This is a genomic window from Alloprevotella tannerae ATCC 51259 (genome assembly GCF_000159995.1).
Lineage (GTDB): Bacteria > Bacteroidota > Bacteroidia > Bacteroidales > Bacteroidaceae > Alloprevotella > Alloprevotella tannerae.
Map to the genome: position 1 here is coordinate 583,790 of NZ_GG700643.1, position 19,382 is coordinate 603,171.

The following is a 19,382-nucleotide window of genomic DNA, read 5'->3' on the forward strand; positions in this document are numbered from 1 at the left end:
TGATAGTCCTTATATATAATAGGTATGAGCGGAACCTGCCGGCCCGACTCTTATTTTTGCCCTACGGCTTAAAGTTTTGCTCCGCCTTCCGGTAGAGTTGGTCGATCGCTTCAGCGTAGCGTTTGTAGACCACGCTGCGTTTCACCTTGAGCGTGTTTGTCAATTCGCCGCTTTCGATGCTAAAAGCCTTCGGCAGGAGAATAAAATGTTTGATGCGCTCATAGTCCGAGAGATCTTGCTGCAACGTATCGATGCGGTTGTGCAGAAATTCTTCGATTTCGGGCTTGCGGCAGAGCTCTTCGTGCGAGGCAAAAGCTATTCCGTTTTGATTCGCATACGCTTCGAGCGCTTGAAAATCCGGCACGATCAAAGCCGAGACAAATTTGCGCTCATTCGCCACGACGACGCATTGATCAATGTAGCGATCGATCGTCATTTTAGATTCGATCTGTTGCGGCGCGATATATTTGCCGTTAGAGGTCTTAAACAAATCCTTGATGCGTTCCGTCAAAAACAGTTCACCGTCTTTCATATAGCCCGCATCACCCGTGTGAAACCAGCCATCGGCGTCGAGCACCGCTTTCGTGGCCGACTCCTTCTTATAATAACCCGGCGTGATCGTATCTCCGCGCAAGAGGATCTCGTTGTTCGCACCGATCTTCAGCTCCAGTCCCGGCAGGATCCGACCTACGGAACCGAGCGTCGCACGTTCATTCTTATGATCATTGGACACGGTAGCCGTAGATTCCGTCAATCCGTAACCGACCATCATATAAAGTCCCACGGCGTGAGCAAATTTTTCCACCTCGGGCGAAACGGCAGCACCGGCCGTCGGGAAGAAGTTTGCGCGGTCCAAACCCAGCGTCTTGCGGAGCAGTTTGTAGACCGTCCGATCATAGAGTTTATACTTCATCTTCAGCATCATCGGCGCCGGCCGCTTTTGCGAAGCGTAGTCGCCCCAATAGCGCATACCCGTCTCCAGCGCATCCTTCATCAGACTGCGCTGCATCTTGGGCGAAGCCGCGATTTTTTCCTGCACGCCTTGATAAATTTTCTCCCAAAGTCGAGGTACGCTCGACATACACGTGGGGCGAATCTCCTGCATCGACTTTAAGACGTCGGCCGGGCGCTCATTGATCGCCTGACATACGCCGGCCGAGAAACCCAGATAAGACCAACCGCGCTCGAAGATGTGCGTGAAAGGCAGGAAGTTGAGAAAGACGTCATTCGGCGAAAGCGGCAGGTTGGCGCCGTTGCCATAGACCGCCCCGCGATACATCTTATACGTCAGGATGACGCCTTTGCTGTTGCCCGTCGTCCCACTCGTATAGAGGATGTCTGCCATGTCGTCGTAATTGGCTTCTTTCATGCGCTGCCGATATTCTCCGCGCGCCTCTTCGGGCGAAGCCAACTCGAGAAACTCGTCGAAATAGATGCTCAAGTGGTCCGTCTCTTTGCGTTTGACGGACTTGTCGAAGATGACGATGCGCTCCAAACTTTTACAAAGGCTCAGGACGCTGAACGCAACGTCGTATTGCTGCTGTTCGCCTACGAAGAGAAGTCGCACCTCTGCATCGTTCATCATATAAGTAATCTGTGCGCCGCTCGAAGACGGATAAAAAGGCGTGGTCACTGCACGTATGCCGTAGCCGCCAAAGCTGACGTACATGCACTCCGGTTTATTTTGAGAGAAGACGGCAATACGTTCCTGCCGACCTATGCCCAGCGCGAGGAGGGCATAAGAAACGCGCAAAACGCGCGTTGAAAATTGCCGCCACGACACATCGCGCCATGCGGAAGCCGCATAATCATAATGTTTCAAGGCTGTTTTATCTCCATAGCGCTCCGCTTGGCGATGAATAAGTTCAGACAGGTGTATGTTATGTACCATAATCTTTCTCAGATTTATTAGCAAAGATAAAGAAAACTCCCAAGCAGGGCAAATTATCAAGCTATTTTAGCCCCATCGGGGAAGATTCTGCGCCCGCCCTGCCCCTTTTGCGCCGGCTTCGGGCGCTACTTTTTAGGCGAATCGTCGGCCTTTCTTCGCGCAATAGAGCTTAGAAAAATAATCCGTATTTACTTTTTATACATTACAACGCATCGCCTGTCGGCCTTGATGGAATATCATCGCCGCCGGGGCTTCGTCGGCTTCGCGGTCCACATCGCCACCTACACGGAAGGTTTACCGCCGTTGACCTCAACCGTTCCTTGCCTTGCGGAAGGCGGGTTTTCCTGCTGACGAAAACGGAAAATGGCAAGCGAACACGCGGGACTGTATCGACCAAAAATCTTACATCCGAGGTTTTTTATCACGAGCACAAACCTTTTCTCTCACGAGCACAAGCCTTTGTTATCGTGAGAGAAAACCTTTTTCGTCGTGAACAAAAAGGGGGCGGGCGGACTTGCGACGGCAAAAGGGGGATGCAAACCAGCGAAAAGGGGGAGGAAGGTAGGCCTGCTTCCGATTGTTGCGGACGGCAGGTGGACGGGTGGTTTTCGTCATAAAATCTTAAAACGTTGGGAGCGGTAACAAGTGTTACAGTCTCGCGACCGGCAAAGTCGTAGGTTTGCATTCGTAATCACATAAACAACATAACAATTATGGAAAATCAGATGTTTTGCTACCAATGTCAAGAGACGGCAAAAGGAACGGGCTGCACGCTGAAAGGCGTTTGCGGCAAAGCGGCTACGACTTCGGCGGCGATGGACTTATTGCTGGCCGTAAGCAGGGGCGTAGGGATTGTTAGTGACGCGCTAAACCGTGCGGGAGCGGCGAAAGATGAGAAGGAGATTGGTCATTTCTTGTGCGACGCGCTCTTTTGTACGATCACGAATGCCAATTTTGACGATGCTGATATTCTGCAACGGGTGGAAAAGGGCATCGCGCTGCGTGATCGGCTGGTCAAACTGGCAGATGAAAACGGTGTGACGCTGCCGGAGCGCGCCGAACTGCGCTGGGACGGCTCGAAAGCTTCTTATGCGGAGGAGGCAAAACGACAAGGCGTATTGCGCATTGCGAACGAGGATATTCGATCCTTGAAGGAGTTGACGGTATATGGACTCAAAGGGATGGCGGCTTACTATGAGCACGCGTCAAACTTGCAGCAAGCGGATCTTACGCTGATTCATTTTATGGCGGAAGCCTTGGCCATCGTGGCAGATCCTGAGGCGGATCAGGCTACGCTGATAGATCTCGTGCTACGCACGGGACAAGCGGGCGTCAAAGCTATGGCCTTGCTCGACAAAGCCAATACGTCGGCTTATGGTTCGCCGGTGATTACAAAAGTAAATTTGGGCGTGGGGCGCAACCCCGGGATTTTGATCAGCGGGCACGACTTGCACGATCTCGAAGACTTGCTGAAGCAGACGGAAGGGATGGGCATCGACATTTATACGCACGGCGAAATGCTTCCGGCTCACTATTATCCGCAGCTGAAAAAGTACGCGCATCTGGTAGGAAACTACGGGAACGCTTGGTGGCAACAGAAGGAGGAATTTGCACGCTTTAACGGGCCGATTATTTTTACGACCAACTGCATCGTACCGCCACGCGCCGATGCAAATTATAAGGATCGCGTCTTCACGCTCAATAGTACGGGCTTCCCGGGATGGAAACACATCGAAAGCGGAGCCGACGGACACAAGGATTTTTCAGAGGTCATCGCGCTGGCTAAGACTTGCCGAGCACCGGAGGCGCTCGAAGCGGGTGAAATCGTGGGCGGATTTGCACACGCACAGGTCTTTGCGCTGGCTGATCAGATCGTAGAGGCGGTGAAGAGTGGGGCTATTCGTAAATTTATCGTGATGAGTGGCTGCGATGGACGTATGAAGAGTCGCCAATATTACGCTGACTTCGCACAACAATTGCCGAAGGATACGGTAATCTTGACTTCGGGCTGCGCAAAATATCGCTACAACAAATTAAACTTGGGCGACATCAACGGCATTCCACGCGTGCTCGACGCCGGTCAGTGTAACGATAGCTACAGCTGGGCCGTCGTCGCTATGAAACTGCAGGAAATCTTCCAAGCGAAGGATATCAACGACCTGCCTATTGTCTTTAACATCGCTTGGTACGAACAGAAGGCCGTAATCGTGCTTCTGGCGCTTCTAAGTCTGGGCATTAAGAACATTCACATCGGCCCTACGCTGCCGGCTTTCGTATCTCCGAACGTGCTGAAGGTATTGGTTGAAAATTTCGGCTTAGGTGGTAACACCACAGTCGATGAGGATCTTAAGGCGTGGGGATTGGCTTAAACTCTGTGCTGATGTTGCGGCGGTAGTTTTTGCTCGCCGCAGCAGCTGTTAGGTTTGCCGCGGTGGCTATTTGGCTCGCCGCGGCGATTGTTTTGTTGGGGGCAACGATTGTTTTGCCGGAAGCATTCGTTGTTTTGTCGGAGGCGGCGATAGTATTGTTTTGGGCTACGATAATTCGACCATCCGACGCACACTTTGCTATTTTCTACAAAAAATAAACTATCATTTGATTCGCATTTCCTATTTCAAACGTATCTTTGCTTAGTCAACGAGATATAAATGCCTTATGAGACGAACGTTATTACTATGTTCTGCCCTGCTGTTCGCGCTTTCAGTAAGCGCACAAACGTCGGGCGAAGATTTTGTTCGTAGCTTTTACGAAAAATACCTGAGCGAGGATAGTAGAATCCGGGACTCGGCGCTCCAAATGCTCACCCCGCGCCTCGCAGCTAAGGCCCGCCGTTTACGGGCTGAGATGAACGTCGACCCTTTTACGCTGACAAAGGAGATTACGCCTGAAATGCGTAAATCGTTTTGTGTGGGAGCAAGCAAAAACGGCTGGTTTGTCGCCTCTTTTACGAACTGTTTGGAGGATACTTTGCTAATGGAAACAATATGTATTCCCGTCTATCCGGAGCAAATCGAGGGCCGCTGGCAACTGGCTTATATCGCCACGACTTGGGAAGAGGATTTGGGGAAGCTGATCAGCCCCCTTGCCGCGCCAAAAGCCATAGATGAGAGTTCGCCGACCAAGTTTGTCGAGACTTTTTATCAAAACTACGCCACACCATTTGCGGCTATGGACGTCGATGCGCCCGAGCAAGCCAAACGATTGCGCGAAAAATATCTGACAAAATCCCTGCAAAAGGTCTTCGATAGTGCGGCGGAGGCGGGTGAAGAACCGGTTCTTACACATTACGATCTGATCTTGCACGGCTACGACTTTGACCGCAGTGCGCTGAAGTCGATGTCCGTCAAGCTATGGGACGATCAGGAGGTTTGTGTGCGCTTCGTGAAGATGGGCGACATCGAAACTGTGTACATCATAAAGGTAGAAAAGACTCCGGAAGGCTATCGAATAGCTGACATAAACGAGCTCTCCGACGACGGCGTTCCCGCGGTCGATGACGAACCTACGATATAAAAAGCGAATCATCAAACTAATATGAACAATAAAGCGATGAAATTCATAAAACGCTTAGTCTTGCTGCCCCTGGTCTTGCTCTTGGTAGGCTGCGGCACAACTTCGACCGTCCCCATTACGGGACGTAAGCAACACCTTTTGGTATCTAACGAACAAGTAATGAATTTGGCCAACCAGCAATACCAACAGTATATGCGGACAGCCAAACTTTCGACCAACGCAAACAATACGGCGATGGTCAAACGTGTGGGCCGGCGACTGGCCAACGCGGTTACGACTTATCTGAACCAACACGGCGAGGGCGAAGAGTTGAAGCAATATCACTGGGAGTTTAACCTCGTGCAAGACAATTCGGCCAACGCGTTCTGTATGCCTGGCGGGAAAATCGTAGTCTACGAAGGTCTGCTGCCGATCACAAAGAACGAGACGGCGCTGGCCATAGTTTTGGGTCACGAAATCGCACACGCTGTGGCGCGTCATAGCGCCGAGCGCCTCAGTTCCCAACTAAAAGCGCAATATGGTGCCGCCGCGCTCGGACTAATCCTAAGCGGCAGCGGCGCATCTCAAGCCACGCAGGAACTGGGTCAACAAGTTTACGGCCTCGGGGCGCAATATGGTGTGATGCTGCCCTACTCTCGTAAAAACGAAAGCGAAGCTGATTATATGGGACTCATATTTGCGGCCATCGCAGGTTATAATCCGCAAGAGGCAGTCGCGTTCTGGCAGCGTATGAATGCAGGCGGCGGGCAGAGCGTTCCGCAATTTATGAGCGACCATCCCTCTCACGAATCCCGCATTGCGGCACTTCAGCGCGCAATGCCTGAAGCTATGAAATATTATACGGGAAAGGAGACGACGCCAACCGGGAAATCATCCCCCAAGACGCAATCCGGCGTTAAAACAGTCCCATACAACAATCTCTCCGGCTTGCGCAAAGGCAGCAAGAAACGATAAGTCCGCTTGCCGAATCGACAAACAGACTTTCAAATTTCAAAAGGCGGGTCCGACAATCGGATTCGCCTTAAAATAAGTGGGGAGGTATGAGTTCTTGGGCGCGTTGAAAATCTTCTACAGTGTCGAGTTCGATCGAGAAAAACGAAGTGGTGTCAATCGCCTTAAAGAAATGGTTCGCTTCAGTCAGACGCTGAAAGGCGGCTTCATAGAACACGTCGACCAAACCCTCTGTTTCAATCATCGGGCTTAATGTTTCAAAAAGCGCGACACTGTAATCGGCCGTCATCTTTTCGATACCGACCGATTCGCCAAAGGCTTCGTCGGGCGCATATTGTTTGCCGATGCCTACCACTTGGCCCGCCTCGTCTACAACCGCCTTCACCTCCTCTTCGCCCAACTCGTGGCGATTGACGGCCAAAGCCGTCGTCGGCGTATCCAAAAGCGGCCGTAGCAAAGCTGGATCAAAAAGGATGTCGCTATCGAGTAAGAGAAAATCTTTCCCATCCGTGAAAGGGCAAGTCAGCCACAGCGAGTAGATGTTATTGGTTTTGTCGTAAATGGCATTGTCTATGAAGTGGAAAGTCTGATCCGGATATTGCTTGGTCAAGAATTGGCGGATCATCTCTCCACGATAACCCGTGACAACGACAAACTCCCGCATTCCGGCTTCCAACAAAGCGTCGACCGTGCGCTGCAAAAGCGTGCGCCGGCCTACTTCCAGCAAACATTTCGGCCGATCGTTGGTCAGCGGCCGCAAACGCGAAGCCATTCCGGCCGCAAGAATAACGGCGATCATTGGGCTTGCGCGATTTTAAGTATCACGTCAGCCACCTCACGATTCTGCTTGGCGCGACCAAGCGTTATGCGGAGGTGCGTTTCCAGTCCCGGCTCGTTCATAAACTTCACTTTGTAGTGCGCTTGTGCGAAAGCGCGCTGCAGCGCGTCCTTTAAGGCCGGCGGATATTTGATCAAGATGAAGTTAGCCACCGATCGATAGACCTTAAAACCCGGCAATCGGCCGATTTCCTCCTTATACATACGTCGCGCATCGTTCATAACGGCCGCCACGTGTCGATAATGTTCTTCCGAGTGCAAGGCAGCCACGGCGATGTCCTCAGCCAGCCGATCGTAGCCCAAATATTTGTTCGCATAACGGCAGAATTTCTCCATCTCTTCCGAGCGCCCCACGAAGGCGAAGCCCATCCGCAAGCCCGGCAAGCCGTAAAATTTCGAGAGCGTCCTACAGAAAATCATGTTCGGATATCGGCCTACGAGTCGTGCGATATAGCTTACGTCGTCCGTCACGAAAGAAGCGTAAGCCTCATCTACCAAAATAATCGTATCAGTCGGCGTAAATTGCCCCAATCGATCCAATTCATCGGGCGTCAGTCCGTTTCCGGTCGGATTATTGGGCGAAGCCACGAGCACCACTTTCGGCTGATGCTCCTCAATGCTGCGGCGCAGTGCTTCGAAGTCGTAAGCGAAACCATCTTCCTCCTCATTGACGGAATATTGCAGTGTGCGCCCGTTGACCTCATCCGCGATCGACTGATAATACCACCAAGAATATTGCGGAATGAGCATCGTGTTACGCCCCGGCGTTTCGGTCAGAAAGAAGTGCACAGCCTGCTTCAAAATGTCTTCGGCCCCATAGCCCAAGACGACCTGCGATTCGTCCACACCATAATCTTCAGCGAGCGCAATCGAGAAAATGCTTTTCTTCCCTTCATCGTAAAGTCGCGTGTAGAAGCACAGTTTGTTGACGTCGAAGTCTTTAAGGGCTTTGACTACTTCCGGAGAAGGCTCGAAGTTAAACTCATTTCGATCTAAGTAATTTATATCGTCAGCCATATTTCTATCACATTTATGCCGACAAAGTTACATAAAAAGCCGCAGGGGCGGGGGTGATGCTTGCGAAAATCCTTCTGTATCAGCAAAAACATACTGCTCCGCATCGGTAACGGGCGAAAAACGAACGCGGAGAAATCACTATCCGGCTTAAAATGCCCTAAGTCTCTGACGGCGATGGCTTATTCTTGTGACAACAAGCGACGACGCTACGTTTTACATCGAAAAAGCGGGACAAAACAAGGGGTAAGCCGAAGCCTACGTTGCAAAAATGATACATAGACTTTGAATTTCTTGTGCGCTACTGCTAAAATTAGCGCTTCAAACAAAAGAGCTAACATTTTTCAGACCTAAAATTTGCATTCGTTTAGATTTATTTTTATTTTTGCATTTACAAACTTGCATCATCATGGGTACAATTATAAAAAAATATAGCCAACTATTGCTGTTGGCAGCCTGCTTTACACTCTTTTCAGGTTGTGATTTTAAGCCCGCAACGGCGTCCTTGGAAGACACTGTGTGGGAGCACGAATTTTCACAAGAAGATCAAGATCCCAAAAGCATTAAAAAAGCCGTACTTTACTTTAAAAATCAAACGCTTACCTACTATGCACTGAGCGCTGACGGCCGTAAAAAACACCTCATAGCCTCATATCCGTACACGCTCGAAGAGCATCTGCTCACCGCCGGCAATCAGCACGCCATCGTGGGTGGATATTCCTTTTACTTCAATGAGATGTTGTTTATTAAAACCAACAAAACGAAGTTTTAGATAGGGCCATCAGCAGGCCTATATCTTTTCACGTTTTTTGAGCTTTCTATTTTTACATTTTTTAGTGATACGCTGCGAGGTGCACCACTTTTTTTGGCTGCTCGCCCTACGACTTAAGCGCAAGCAGAACCAACATTTTGACAAACAAAGCTTGACCAATAAGCGCCGCCGCCTGCCCTTTTTGGTGTACGCTCACGAGCGTAGACCTTTTTCATCGTGAGCGCACGGTCTTTTCATCACGAGCGTACATCTTTTTTCTCGTGAGCGCAAACGCCCCAAGCGAGGACGAAGCCGCACGAAGGGCAAGCTCGGGGCGCAGAAAGCAAGCAGGCGGCGGGCGGCCATGCGCGGGACGGCTTTTTCTCTACGTCGGTCGTGGCGGCAAGGCTGCCTAAGGGCGGTCGCGAGCGGAAGGGTCGCCTATACAAAGGGCACGGAGGCCAACGAAAGGCAGGGCTTGCCGCGGCGTGATGGCGCGGCATAAAGCCAAAGGGGCGCATACGCTTAACCGCCGCAAAGCTTGTGAGGCCTTGCAGCGGTTAAAGGGTTCAGATATAGCGCCGACTGCGCTTATTTGATGACAACTTTCTTGCCGTTAATCACATACACGCCGCGCGGGAGTTGGGAGCGCGCTGCATCGACACGCTTACCGTGAACGTCATAGACAATCGGCGTATGCGCGGGCGAAGCATTGGGCGCAATCAAGGCCGTGACGACGTCGAGCACTATGGGCAACGATTCAGAAGCATCGGCATATACAGCCGTCACACTGTACGTGTGTTGCCCGTCGGCCTTCGCTTGCGTATCGGTATAGCCCGGTTGTTCGGCTGCGCCCAAGTATTGACCGTCGCAATATACGCGATAGCCCGTAGGCGTATTGCCGCCCTCATACGTAATGTCGTCGATCATAAACAAGAATGCCTGATCAGCGCTCGTCGTATGGCGAATGGCGAAATAATTCGTACCCTCGGGCAGGTCTACATTGATCTCTGTCCAATTGCCGCTTGACTGCGTGTAAATATCGCCAATGAGTTGGAAACTCTCCTGCGCCTTATCGGTTGAGGAAACCAGCACTTGGAACTCTTCATTTCCGAAGTCCTTGCCGGCATAGTTGTTGACGTAGAAACGAATCTTTTGCGCTTTGCCTGAAAGCGGCGGACTGATGAGCCAGTTGTCAGCCTTTACGTAAGTCTTTCCCGTCTGATCCGTCTGATAAACGGCTACGAGTGCCTTCGTACCGGAATGGGGGTCAAGGCCTTGGCCGGATCCGTAAAGATCTCCGGGCTGCCAATTCATAAAAGCAAACTGCTCTTGCTGGTGCGGATAGCGCGAGTTTTTAGAAAGCGGGCAGGCGTAGCCCTTATCCGCATCGATCGTGGACCAACGGCCAAAGCTTGTGCCCCAGGGTTCATAGGCTTCAAAGTCGTCGGTCAGCGTAACGTATTCTACAGGGGGCGCGGCCCAATCTAATTCGACCTTTGCGGCATCTTTATATTTGAGTACAAGATCGCGCGGCGTGGGCACGTTGCCCTGAATAGCCTGCACCTCGGCGCGGGCTTCGTTGTTGGCTGCCAAAGCATCGCCATCAGCCACGACTTCAGCCACTACGGACAGGGTCGTGGCAGCATCGAGCGACGTCGTCCGATAATTGACCGGAATTGTCGCCTCCTTGAAGCGCGCGAGTCCGCCCTCAACGGCTTGTTCCAAAACTTGCTTACCGTTGATCTGCACCTTCACCTGCACTTTGGGGAGATCCTGCAAACCTTTGTTGGCCACCTTGAGCGAAAGTGGCAGGTCTTGGCCCTTCAATACCGACTTGGGCGCCGTGAGCGTGATCTCCGCATCCTTGGCAACAGGTTCGGCGAGGTTGATATTGTCGACGTAGAGCGGCGTTTCTTTCATCGAAGCCGTAGCAATGGCCGCAAAGTGCACAAAGATGTATTCTTCCTGCAAATATTCTTGTGGTATGTCGATCTCTTCCGTATGCCATTCGGCCTGACTCACACCGGCTTGCGTATAATCAAAGCTGCGAAGGAGCGTTTCTCCCTTCTGGTTTTTCTTGCGTATGCTGATCTCCAAGCGACCCGGCACTTGCCCAACTTGTTTGTGGTCGAAAATCAGTTTGGGATGGGCTGCACCCTGCAAAGAAATCTTACCTGTGCTGATCACAGACGAACCTGCGCGATCAGGATTGAAGACGATGCTGCCGCCATCGGCATCTACGGCTTCCTTGCTACTGATTTCCCAAGCCACGTTGCCATCGGGCGTCTCGAGCGCAATAAGCTGGCCTTCGGTAGAGCTACCTTTGAAACTGTTGTGAAAAGGTAGTGCGTAGGGCTTACCTACGATGATCGAGCCAACGCCATATCCGCTTTCGCCGGCCTTGTTTTTTGCACTGATGGCCCACTGCGCGTAGCGCTGGTTGCCTTCGGCGGTCTTCTGATCGGGCACGACGTACTTCGTCTTGCCGCCCGTTACGGTTGCGATCAGATCTCCGCGATAGCCGCCGTCGCGTACATTATATATATTGTAGGTCACTTCTTCAGGAATGACGAGTCCGCCGTTCGCACCGCCGACTGCGGGCCAAGAGAGGCGCACGGCGTTAGTCAAATCCTCGGCAGCGATGACGGGCGTGGCGGGTTGGTCCTGACCCACGTAGATGTTCTTGGTCGCCGTAGCGCCGGCACCATCGGCATTAAAGGCAATGACGGTGTAGACGTTGTCGCCGGTCGTCGCCCGATTGTCCGTAGCAGTCAGCGAAGCGCCTGGCGCAGGTTGCGTAAAGGCCTTGACGAGTCGGAGCCCATTGCGCACTTCGATACGCTCGATATTACTAAGCGCCGTCCCATCTACCTTCAACTTCGGCGCGTCGAAAGTGAGCGTCGTGAGGAGTTTGCCGGACGGATCCGCCTTGCCCTTTAAGTTTTCTGCGGCTGCGGGCGCTGCAGCAGCAACGGGCGCGGCAATGCTTACAGAGTCGATGTGCAGATAATAGCCGCCAGCATCGGACAATGCGTGGAAGCCGATGTAATACGTGCCGTCGGCCTGCGGATGAAGCTCGTTGGTGAACGTTTGATACTCATCTGTGCTCACCTCCGTCGGGTTTAAGATCACCTTCGTGAGGCCTGCGGGGTTGGGCGCTTGCCCCCATTTTACCTCAAAGCGCTCGGTATAATCCGTACCGTTGGATTTGGCTTTGAATTGGAAGGTATAAACCGTGCCTGCCCGCAAGCGGAGCGGCGGAAGGAGCAACCAGTCGTCGGCTTTTTCCGTATCGCTCCAATGATAACGATAGGCCGTCTGTTCGGTATAAGGATCTTTGTCCCAAGCCCAAGAAGCTTGGTCGTTGTTATTGTCGATAACGGTGTATAATTCTGCATCGGCCGCATTGGCAAACTCATCGAAGAAGGGCGGCTCTATGGGCGAGCCGACTACAGCGTTGTTGCTGTTTGTCCACGTCGTAACCTGCGATTGATTATGTGCTCTCACGGCGTAGCGATAGCCCATCAGCGGGCCTTCGGGCAAGACTTCCGCAAAGTGAACATCGGAGATACCGTTGGCCACTTGCGTCGTGTCTGTTCCGGTAATGCGGATCAAGTCGTAAGTAAGCGCACCGAGGAAGCCGCCGTGCTCAGTGGCGGTCGGCGCCGTCCAAGTTAAGTCGGCGCGACGCGCAGCATCGACATTCAACGTCAGTTTTTCGATGGGCTTCGGCGTATCATAGCCGACATAGGCCAAAAGGCGCGCCTTCGGACTCGCTCCCGCAGCATTCGTAAGCGTAACGACGAAGGTGTTCATTCCCTCGCGAGCTTGCACCGGCACGACAGCGCTGCTACCGGCATTGACTTTGCCCGTCAGCGGCGCGGCGTCGTTGACATAAACATTATAGGAAAGTTCGCCACTTAACGCACTACCGCCGTAAGTTGTTGTAGGCGCGGTGAAGGAAAGTTGGCCCGCCGTGGCTGCCGCTGCGAATTGCGCGTGCAAATCTGTGGCCGCGCTCGGCGCATCATCGGCCGCTTTGGGCTTAGGCACGACCATACCGGTCACCGTAACCTCATTGCCGATACTACCCAGCAGCGTGGCTTGTCCGTTGTCGAGACTGACTTTGTATAAGTCCGTATGGTGCTCGCCATTGGTCGAAGCCCAGTAGAACGTATTATCTTTCGGATCGATCTCGCCGCATTGCGAGCGCACTTTTCCGTCAGCATCGGCCAAGGAAACACCCGTCGGGCCGACCAAGGTTTCTTTTCCGTTCGTGCGATTTATGGCATAGAGGTTGCCATCCGTAGCGACGCCGTAAGCCTTTCCGTCTTTGTCGATGCCGAGCGCAATATAAATGTGCTCAACGGGGGCAATGCTGGTGCGGGTCAGCGTGAGGTAATCTATAACGCCCCATTCGTAGCCCGTGCCGTCCTTACGCAGAAATGCGCCAAAGACTTCGCCGGTCTTCGGATCAGTGGCGGTTTCTTGGGCAATCAGGGAAATGTCTTCTAATTGATGAGGGGGAATGTCCAAGGCCCAAGTTTCGATGTCAAAGGCATAATGATAGACCATAATAATGCCCATATCGGCGTAACTAAGGTCGTAGAAAATGCCGTGCATACGGCCATCGACAATGGCTGCACCGCCATTAAAGGAGGCTTTACTATAGGCGGCCAACCGAGAGAAATGGACGTTGGTAGCCGGACTAAAGGCATAGATACCTTTATATTGGTCGGAAACAACATTCGCCCAAAGTTCGGTACCGGCGGCTGCACCTAAGAGTTGGCGCAATATGGGTTTTTGCAAGGACCGGGGCGTAGGGTTCATCGGGCGCAACTTACTTTCAGCCGGCGAAGGCGCGGGAAGGGTGCGGATAGCCGCAGCGGGTCGCCGGAGGCCTTGTGAGGCGACAAAGGGAATACGCAAAACGTTGGTGCGCAAAAGCGGCAAGCGCTGTGAAAGCTTTGTCGGCGACTGCGCGAAGATGGGCAAGCTACCGGCAAAAGCCAAGCAACTCACCAGAAAATGGGCAAATCGTAAATGCATAACGAGTGGCAAAAGATTTGAACACTGTAGCGCTGAATTAGGTTTAGGCAAAGCGATGTCACACGTGGTTAGTTTTCGGTAGCCATCACAAGGCAAATCGAGGCTAACGCTTTATCAATGCTACAGTATACCGACATTACGCGCCACGAGATTGGACAAAAGTACAAATCCTACAAGAAAAACTACGTATTTTGTTGTATTTTTTCGGCTATACTGCCATTTTTTTATGCTTAAGTGCCTTATTTGGCGCGACCGGAGTTCTCTTGATACGCTTTGCGGCGGCCTGATGGGCCGCCGCAAAGTAGCAGGAAGATGCGTTTGGTTAATTTTAAGTCGTGGACACCGACGCCGGATTTGCTGCCGATGCTTTGGCCTTGGCAGAAGATGGGCGGTTGGGCGCAATGGCTACGACATATTCGTCGCTTTGGGTGTCGATAAGCAGCGTATGATAATGCTTCGGTTTCCAAAACTTATCGAGCGCTTCGCACCAACGCGGGACGTAGGCGGCCTCGTCTAAGGGCGCATCGGAAAGGTTTAGGCCGTAACGCTGTACGCGCTTGAGCCTGGGCATCATCCCCTGAAAGCTATCCAAATCGGCTTTCCAGTCGAACCGAACGATAACGCGCAATTCTTCCAGCAAGACAAGCAGTCCCTCGCTGCGCAAAGTATCGGGCTTGTCTTTATAGGTGTCCAACATTTCATAATACTCGTCGGCATATTCGCCCTCCGGCTCGCTTCGGGCGGCATAGAAGGCTTCGGGCGACGCCAAACTATCCTTAACGAGCTGCATCACCTCGGCGTCGTCGCCGGCAACGGTCTGCGCCAGTTTGAGCAAGGCGGCCTTGTCTGTGGGCCAATCTACTTTCGTGACCACGGGCTCCGGCTCGGGCTCTTTCTTGGTGATAAAGAGGCCGGCCCACAAGGGTGAACTGAAAAACAAAGCGCCTATTACGCCGATCGCACCGATGAGCCACGATCCTCGCTGAAACATTATGAAGGCCATCCAGCCCGAGCCTCCGGCAAAGAGGAGCAGGAGCAGTGCGCCCAAGAAGGCGCTAAACGCATCTTTTATCTTATCATATACTTTAAACATTTGGGTAAAGTGTTATTGTTTATCTGCGGTGTGCACGACCATAGACTTTACGTCGCGCCCCGTTATGCGGCGGATGAGGACATCGTCGATGCACTCTTGAGGACTCCAAATATCTTCCATCACGACCTTCTGCCCATCTCGCAGATAGTAGCAGGTGTAAACGTCGAAGTTAAACTCGTCTTTGCCTTTTATATAGAAGGTGGTAGAGAACTCGTAGCGATGGCCGTCGATGCTCGTGACGCTGAAATGGTTGCCGGCTCCTTTGACCTGTAAGCCGCTTTGTTGGCAGAAGGATCGCAATTGTGGATAGGTGAAGAAGATCGTCTTCTCTGAGCCTTCCTTACGCTCCGAAGAGAAGACGAACATATAGGGCTTTTGACCCGTATCGATAAATAGAAAGCCATCACCTTTATCTTTAATGCCAAGCGATGTTTCCAGCGTATCGCGCTCTTGCGGCGTTGCCGACGGCAGGCGCGCTACTTGCTGAAGGTAGTCTTCTGCCCACGCCTGCATGTTTATCGCGTTAACGCCGTTGCCTTCGGCGGCCATAAGCTGATAGTAGCTCATCACTTCGTTGTAAAATTGCTGACACACGACCTGCCGATTAATCTGATTATAGATCTGAAACTGTATATAATAAGGCCGCTTCTCGCCGGGCTTTGCTATGGTCAGGCCACTCACAAAATTGATGCTATCGCTGTTCGGCAACAAGGCATAACAAGGGCCTTGAATATACATACGTAGGAAATAGCGGGTATCGCTCTCTACTATCTCTTCGCTCAAAAACTGCTCGAAGAGGTCAATCAAGTGCTTGGCGCGCCATACGTCATCGACCGTCTCTAAGTCTATGTAGAGGGGCTTCAGCCAGAATTCTGAGGAAGAAAAGCTATGCCAAAGGCGGCGCGTCGGCGCATCGAGCGTCCGCAAAGGGCCTTGTTCAAATTCGCGTGATCGACGCAAAACCACGACTTTTTCGAAATTGTCGAAAATGCTTCGTTCTGTCTTCAACATCGGAACGGGATAACTCTGGATATAGCTGGCCACTTGAAATGTATCTTTTGGATTACCCGATAGGGTAAAGGACCAGATACGCCAATCTCTCACTAAGCTTCGCTTCGTCGTATATTTGGAAGAAAGCACAATATGCTGGTCGGGATACTTCTTTTTGAGATAGGCCATAACCTCATCGCGCGAATTAAAACCGGGGAAACAACCGCTCAACAAGCATATGCCTAAAACGACTACCGCCCACAAAAGGATCTTGTGTAGAAATATCTTTATTGTCATCGTCACATAAACTAATGTTATCGTATTTACACAGTCGGCATAGCGACCGGCCGCACAGGCGGCAAGAAGGAATCAGCCGGAAGCTTTGAGAGTCAACCAAAGGGTGAAGGCACTCTACTCTTTCACTTCGTGCACGATCATTTTTCTGACATCGCGCCCGGTCACTTGGCGTATAAGGGCTTCGCTGATGCATGCTTTAGGACTACAAAATCCCGGTATCACGACTTGTTTCCCTTCTCGCATATAGTAGCAAGTGTCATCCTTATACCCTACGCCGTCTTTATTTTTTTATAGAAGGTGATAGAAAATTCGTAGATACGCCCATCAGCGCCCATCAATGTAAAGTGATCCCAATCGCCATTCACCCGCAAGCCGCTTGCTATGCAAAAGGCCCGCATCTGCGGATAGGTAAAGAAGATGCCGCTACTGTGGGGGCGGTCGTCAATATTCGACTGCGTCACCAACATATAGGGCTTTTGCCCCGTATCGATAAATACCGAAGTGACCCGAGTATCAGCAATGACAAGCAAATTGCGGAGTGAATCGCGCTCTTTGGGAGATAACTCCGGCAAACTCGCCTTAAGCTTTAGTTGCTCCTCGGCCCACGCCTGCATATTTTTATCGTTGACACCATTGCCTTGGGTGGCCATCTGCTGATAATACACCATCACATTGTTGTAAAAGATCTGACACTGTTTCTGCAAATCCATGCAACCATAGATGTAATACTCAAGATAATAAAGCTTCTCTTCTTCCTCCTTCTCTTTTTCCTTCTCTTTCCTATTCCATATTTTATCAAAGAATAGATCGCTAATCTTTTTTAGCCTCACTATTCGGTTGATACCCGTCCTCATGTGCAACTTATAAATGGTAACTTCGGTAGACTTCTCTTTACGCAGAAGGTTCTCAAAGGCTTCGATCAAATGCTTTACACGCCGAATATCATTAATCGAACTTATCTCCATCTCGGCTGGTTTCAGCGAGAAGCCTTCGCGCGGAAAGCCACGCCAAAGGCTGCGCGTCGACCTATCGAAAGTAGGCAAAACCCCTTGCTCAAACTCTCGCTCACAGCGCAAAGTAACGACCTTGCCAAAGTTGTCGATAATCTCTCTATGCTTTTTCGGTATTAGAAGAGAGAGACTCTTGATACGACTGGCCACTTGAAAGGTGTCCTTAGGATAGCCTGATAGCCGGAAGGACCAAGTGCGCCAATTTTCATTTAAGCTACGATGGGTATCATATTCAGGAGAAAGTACAATCTGCTGGTCGGGAAACTTCTTCTTGAGATAGCTCATAACCTCCTCGCTCGTATTGAAACTCGGGAAACAACCACTTAGCATAAGTATACTCATACTCGCCACCGCCCACAGGAAGCATTTGCGTAGAATTGTCCTTATCTTCATCATCAAATCAAACCTTTTTATCTTACTTGCAGCAGGCCAACTGCCCGGCTGCACTTGCAAAATTAAGGGATCAGCCGGAAGAAACTATGTTTTGATGGGGAAAATTAGGATTTATAATTTGTAATGTCCTGGAATTAGTTGACAACTTTGGTTTCTTAATTTCATTCTTCTTTGACAAGTTTATTTGCTAAGTTCAAATACGCTTGTCGTGTTCTTTTCTTAACTACATAGCGAGTTGTCGCATCCATTTCTTCGATGAAGAAGTCTGACGAGAAGCGAGCCATCGCCATAGAGTCTGCCGGAATCTTCCATTCTCCCTGCCTATTGCGCTCCATAGGTAAGGAGAATGCAAAGATTTGCATACAATATTTATATACCGTGCTGCGCATCGCACGTGAAGACGCAGCAATACTGGCTGCCCTCGCAAAAGCGAAGGCAGCCGTGTATAAGATTCCAGCGTATCTTTGCGCTTAAAACTTATACCAACTTGCGCATGAGATCTTTCACATGCTTTTCAGCCATTGGCGGGAATGCGGTTTCGGCCGTTCCATCGCCTACATTGAGGAAGCCGCCACTAAGTACCAATCCCAGATAATTCATTTTACAGAATGAAAAGATCGTCTTGAAGCGTTGGTCAAAATCAGCAACGGTCAACCCGACTGCCCCACTCTCATAAGTTTCCTTCTGCGAGCCCGACGTGATGCCTACGAGAACCTTCTTTCCTTCCAGCGCTTTGCCAGTGCTTCCGTATGCCCAACCGTGCTGAAATACTTCTTCTATCCATCGCATAATGATGGAAGGCATAGAGAACCAGAAGAGCGGCACTTGAATGATAATCGTATCTGCCCAAAGCAGCTTCTCTTGCTCGGCCTTTACGTCTATGCGAAAGTCAGGATAAAGTTGCGCAAGATTATCTTCCTTGAGCGCCGGAATGCGCTCCTTGATCCCTTTCACGATCATCTTGTTTGCTAAAGAAAGTTGCTCATACGTATGTCCGGTAACGAGCAGTACGTTTCCTAAAGTTTTTGTGTCCATTTTTCTTTTACTTTTAATAGGGCGTTATTTAGTTTGCCTCCCGGCTTTCTTGTACTTATCGACAATTATGCTGAAGGAGTCTTTTATGAGTTTTTTAAGCAGGCGTGCATCTGCGCGGTGTGCATCAATACCTATCCAATATTTGGCATTCCCGTTATAAGGATGGTCAATGTAATCATACTGCGCTATAAGTTCATCAATCTTTTCCTTTTGACACTTCAAGGTGACATGTGTTAAGTCGTTAATGTCGAAGAAGCAAAAAATATGCCCGCTGATGTAGAAAGCCAATACGTTTTGAGCGGCCTTAAACTGCCGGAAAGGAAACCTCTCCTCTACTTCGGGCGAAAACGACAGACAATATGCTCGCAATTCTTCTATATCCATATTCTACTAAGCTGCAACTTTAATCTACTTAAAAACCGAGTACTTATGATCGCAAAGGTAATGACTCTTTAATTATATAAACATTGCCTCTCTATACTTTTTATCTTTCCGATGCCTATTTCTTAAGAAGAATAGATAGCAAAGAAAGGGCAATTGCTATGTTATAAGTAT

The 19,382-nt window shown here is 50.8% G+C and carries 14 protein-coding genes; 4 read left to right on the forward strand and 10 right to left on the reverse strand.

Going from position 1 to position 19,382, the window contains the following annotated elements:
* Positions 1-61 precede the first annotated feature (61 nt).
* A complete protein-coding gene (locus GCWU000325_RS08515) occupies positions 62-1,891 on the reverse strand; it encodes an AMP-dependent synthetase/ligase (protein WP_006256021.1) in 1,830 nt (609 codons plus the stop codon).
* Between the two features lie 713 nt (positions 1,892-2,604).
* Between GCWU000325_RS08515 and hcp the strand changes: the two genes are divergently transcribed.
* The 3 genes from hcp to GCWU000325_RS08535 all read left to right on the forward strand — a co-directional run bounded on the left by hcp (position 2,605) and on the right by GCWU000325_RS08535 (position 6,358).
* Positions 2,605-4,260 carry a hydroxylamine reductase gene (gene hcp / locus GCWU000325_RS08520; protein ID WP_006256024.1) on the forward strand — a complete coding sequence of 552 codons (1,656 nt, stop codon included), beginning with the start codon at positions 2,605-2,607 and terminating at the stop codon, positions 4,258-4,260.
* A gap of 286 nt (positions 4,261-4,546) precedes the next feature.
* Positions 4,547-5,404 (forward strand): YqhG/Tai3 family protein, encoded by an 858-nt coding sequence (locus tag GCWU000325_RS08530; protein WP_006256027.1) that lies wholly within the window; start codon positions 4,547-4,549, stop codon positions 5,402-5,404.
* Between the two features lie 36 nt (positions 5,405-5,440).
* The gene (locus tag GCWU000325_RS08535) at positions 5,441-6,358 is read left to right on the forward strand and encodes a M48 family metallopeptidase (RefSeq protein WP_040599749.1); all 918 of its coding nucleotides are present in this window, start codon (positions 5,441-5,443) and stop codon (positions 6,356-6,358) included.
* 67 nt (positions 6,359-6,425) lie between these two features.
* Here the strand turns inward: GCWU000325_RS08535 and GCWU000325_RS08540 are convergent, their stop codons facing one another.
* Together GCWU000325_RS08540 and GCWU000325_RS08545 are read right to left on the reverse strand one after the other, a co-directional pair.
* On the reverse strand, positions 6,426-7,154 hold the full coding sequence (locus tag GCWU000325_RS08540; protein ID WP_006256029.1) for a phosphocholine cytidylyltransferase family protein: 729 nt from the start codon (positions 7,152-7,154) through the stop codon (positions 6,426-6,428).
* Entirely contained in the window at positions 7,151-8,209 is a 1,059-nt protein-coding gene (locus GCWU000325_RS08545; RefSeq protein ID WP_006256030.1) for a pyridoxal phosphate-dependent aminotransferase, read from the reverse strand. Before GCWU000325_RS08545 ends, GCWU000325_RS08540 begins: the two co-directional genes overlap by 4 nt.
* Before the next feature lie 406 nt (positions 8,210-8,615).
* Here GCWU000325_RS08545 and GCWU000325_RS08550 point away from each other — a divergent pair, with 406 nt between their 5' ends.
* On the forward strand, positions 8,616-8,978 hold the full coding sequence (locus tag GCWU000325_RS08550; protein ID WP_006256032.1) for a hypothetical protein: 363 nt from the start codon (positions 8,616-8,618) through the stop codon (positions 8,976-8,978).
* Positions 8,979-9,548: 570 nt separating this feature from the next.
* On the opposite strand, the gene GCWU000325_RS08560 is transcribed toward GCWU000325_RS08550, so the two are convergent.
* The 7 genes from GCWU000325_RS08560 to GCWU000325_RS08590 form a co-directional block, all read right to left on the reverse strand.
* A complete protein-coding gene (locus GCWU000325_RS08560) occupies positions 9,549-14,009 on the reverse strand; it encodes a choice-of-anchor J domain-containing protein (RefSeq protein ID WP_040599573.1) in 4,461 nt (1,486 codons plus the stop codon).
* 328 nt (positions 14,010-14,337) lie between these two features.
* Positions 14,338-15,102 (reverse strand): DUF6630 family protein, encoded by a 765-nt coding sequence (locus GCWU000325_RS08565; protein WP_006256037.1) that lies wholly within the window; start codon positions 15,100-15,102, stop codon positions 14,338-14,340.
* Between the two features lie 12 nt (positions 15,103-15,114).
* Positions 15,115-16,389, reverse strand: coding sequence for a hypothetical protein (locus GCWU000325_RS08570; protein ID WP_006256038.1), 1,275 nt, complete (start codon positions 16,387-16,389; stop codon positions 15,115-15,117).
* A 269-nt stretch (positions 16,390-16,658) separates the two neighbouring features.
* Positions 16,659-17,741 carry a hypothetical protein gene (locus GCWU000325_RS08575; RefSeq protein WP_154646629.1) on the reverse strand — a complete coding sequence of 361 codons (1,083 nt, stop codon included), beginning with the start codon at positions 17,739-17,741 and terminating at the stop codon, positions 16,659-16,661.
* Between the two features lie 212 nt (positions 17,742-17,953).
* The gene (locus GCWU000325_RS08580; RefSeq protein ID WP_154646630.1) at positions 17,954-18,154 is read right to left on the reverse strand and encodes a hypothetical protein; all 201 of its coding nucleotides are present in this window, start codon (positions 18,152-18,154) and stop codon (positions 17,954-17,956) included.
* A 115-nt stretch (positions 18,155-18,269) separates the two neighbouring features.
* On the reverse strand, positions 18,270-18,827 hold the full coding sequence (locus GCWU000325_RS08585) for an NAD(P)H-dependent oxidoreductase (RefSeq protein ID WP_006256042.1): 558 nt from the start codon (positions 18,825-18,827) through the stop codon (positions 18,270-18,272).
* Positions 18,828-18,851: 24 nt separating this feature from the next.
* A complete protein-coding gene (locus GCWU000325_RS08590; protein WP_006256043.1) occupies positions 18,852-19,211 on the reverse strand; it encodes an MmcQ/YjbR family DNA-binding protein in 360 nt (119 codons plus the stop codon).
* Positions 19,212-19,382 lie beyond the last annotated feature (171 nt).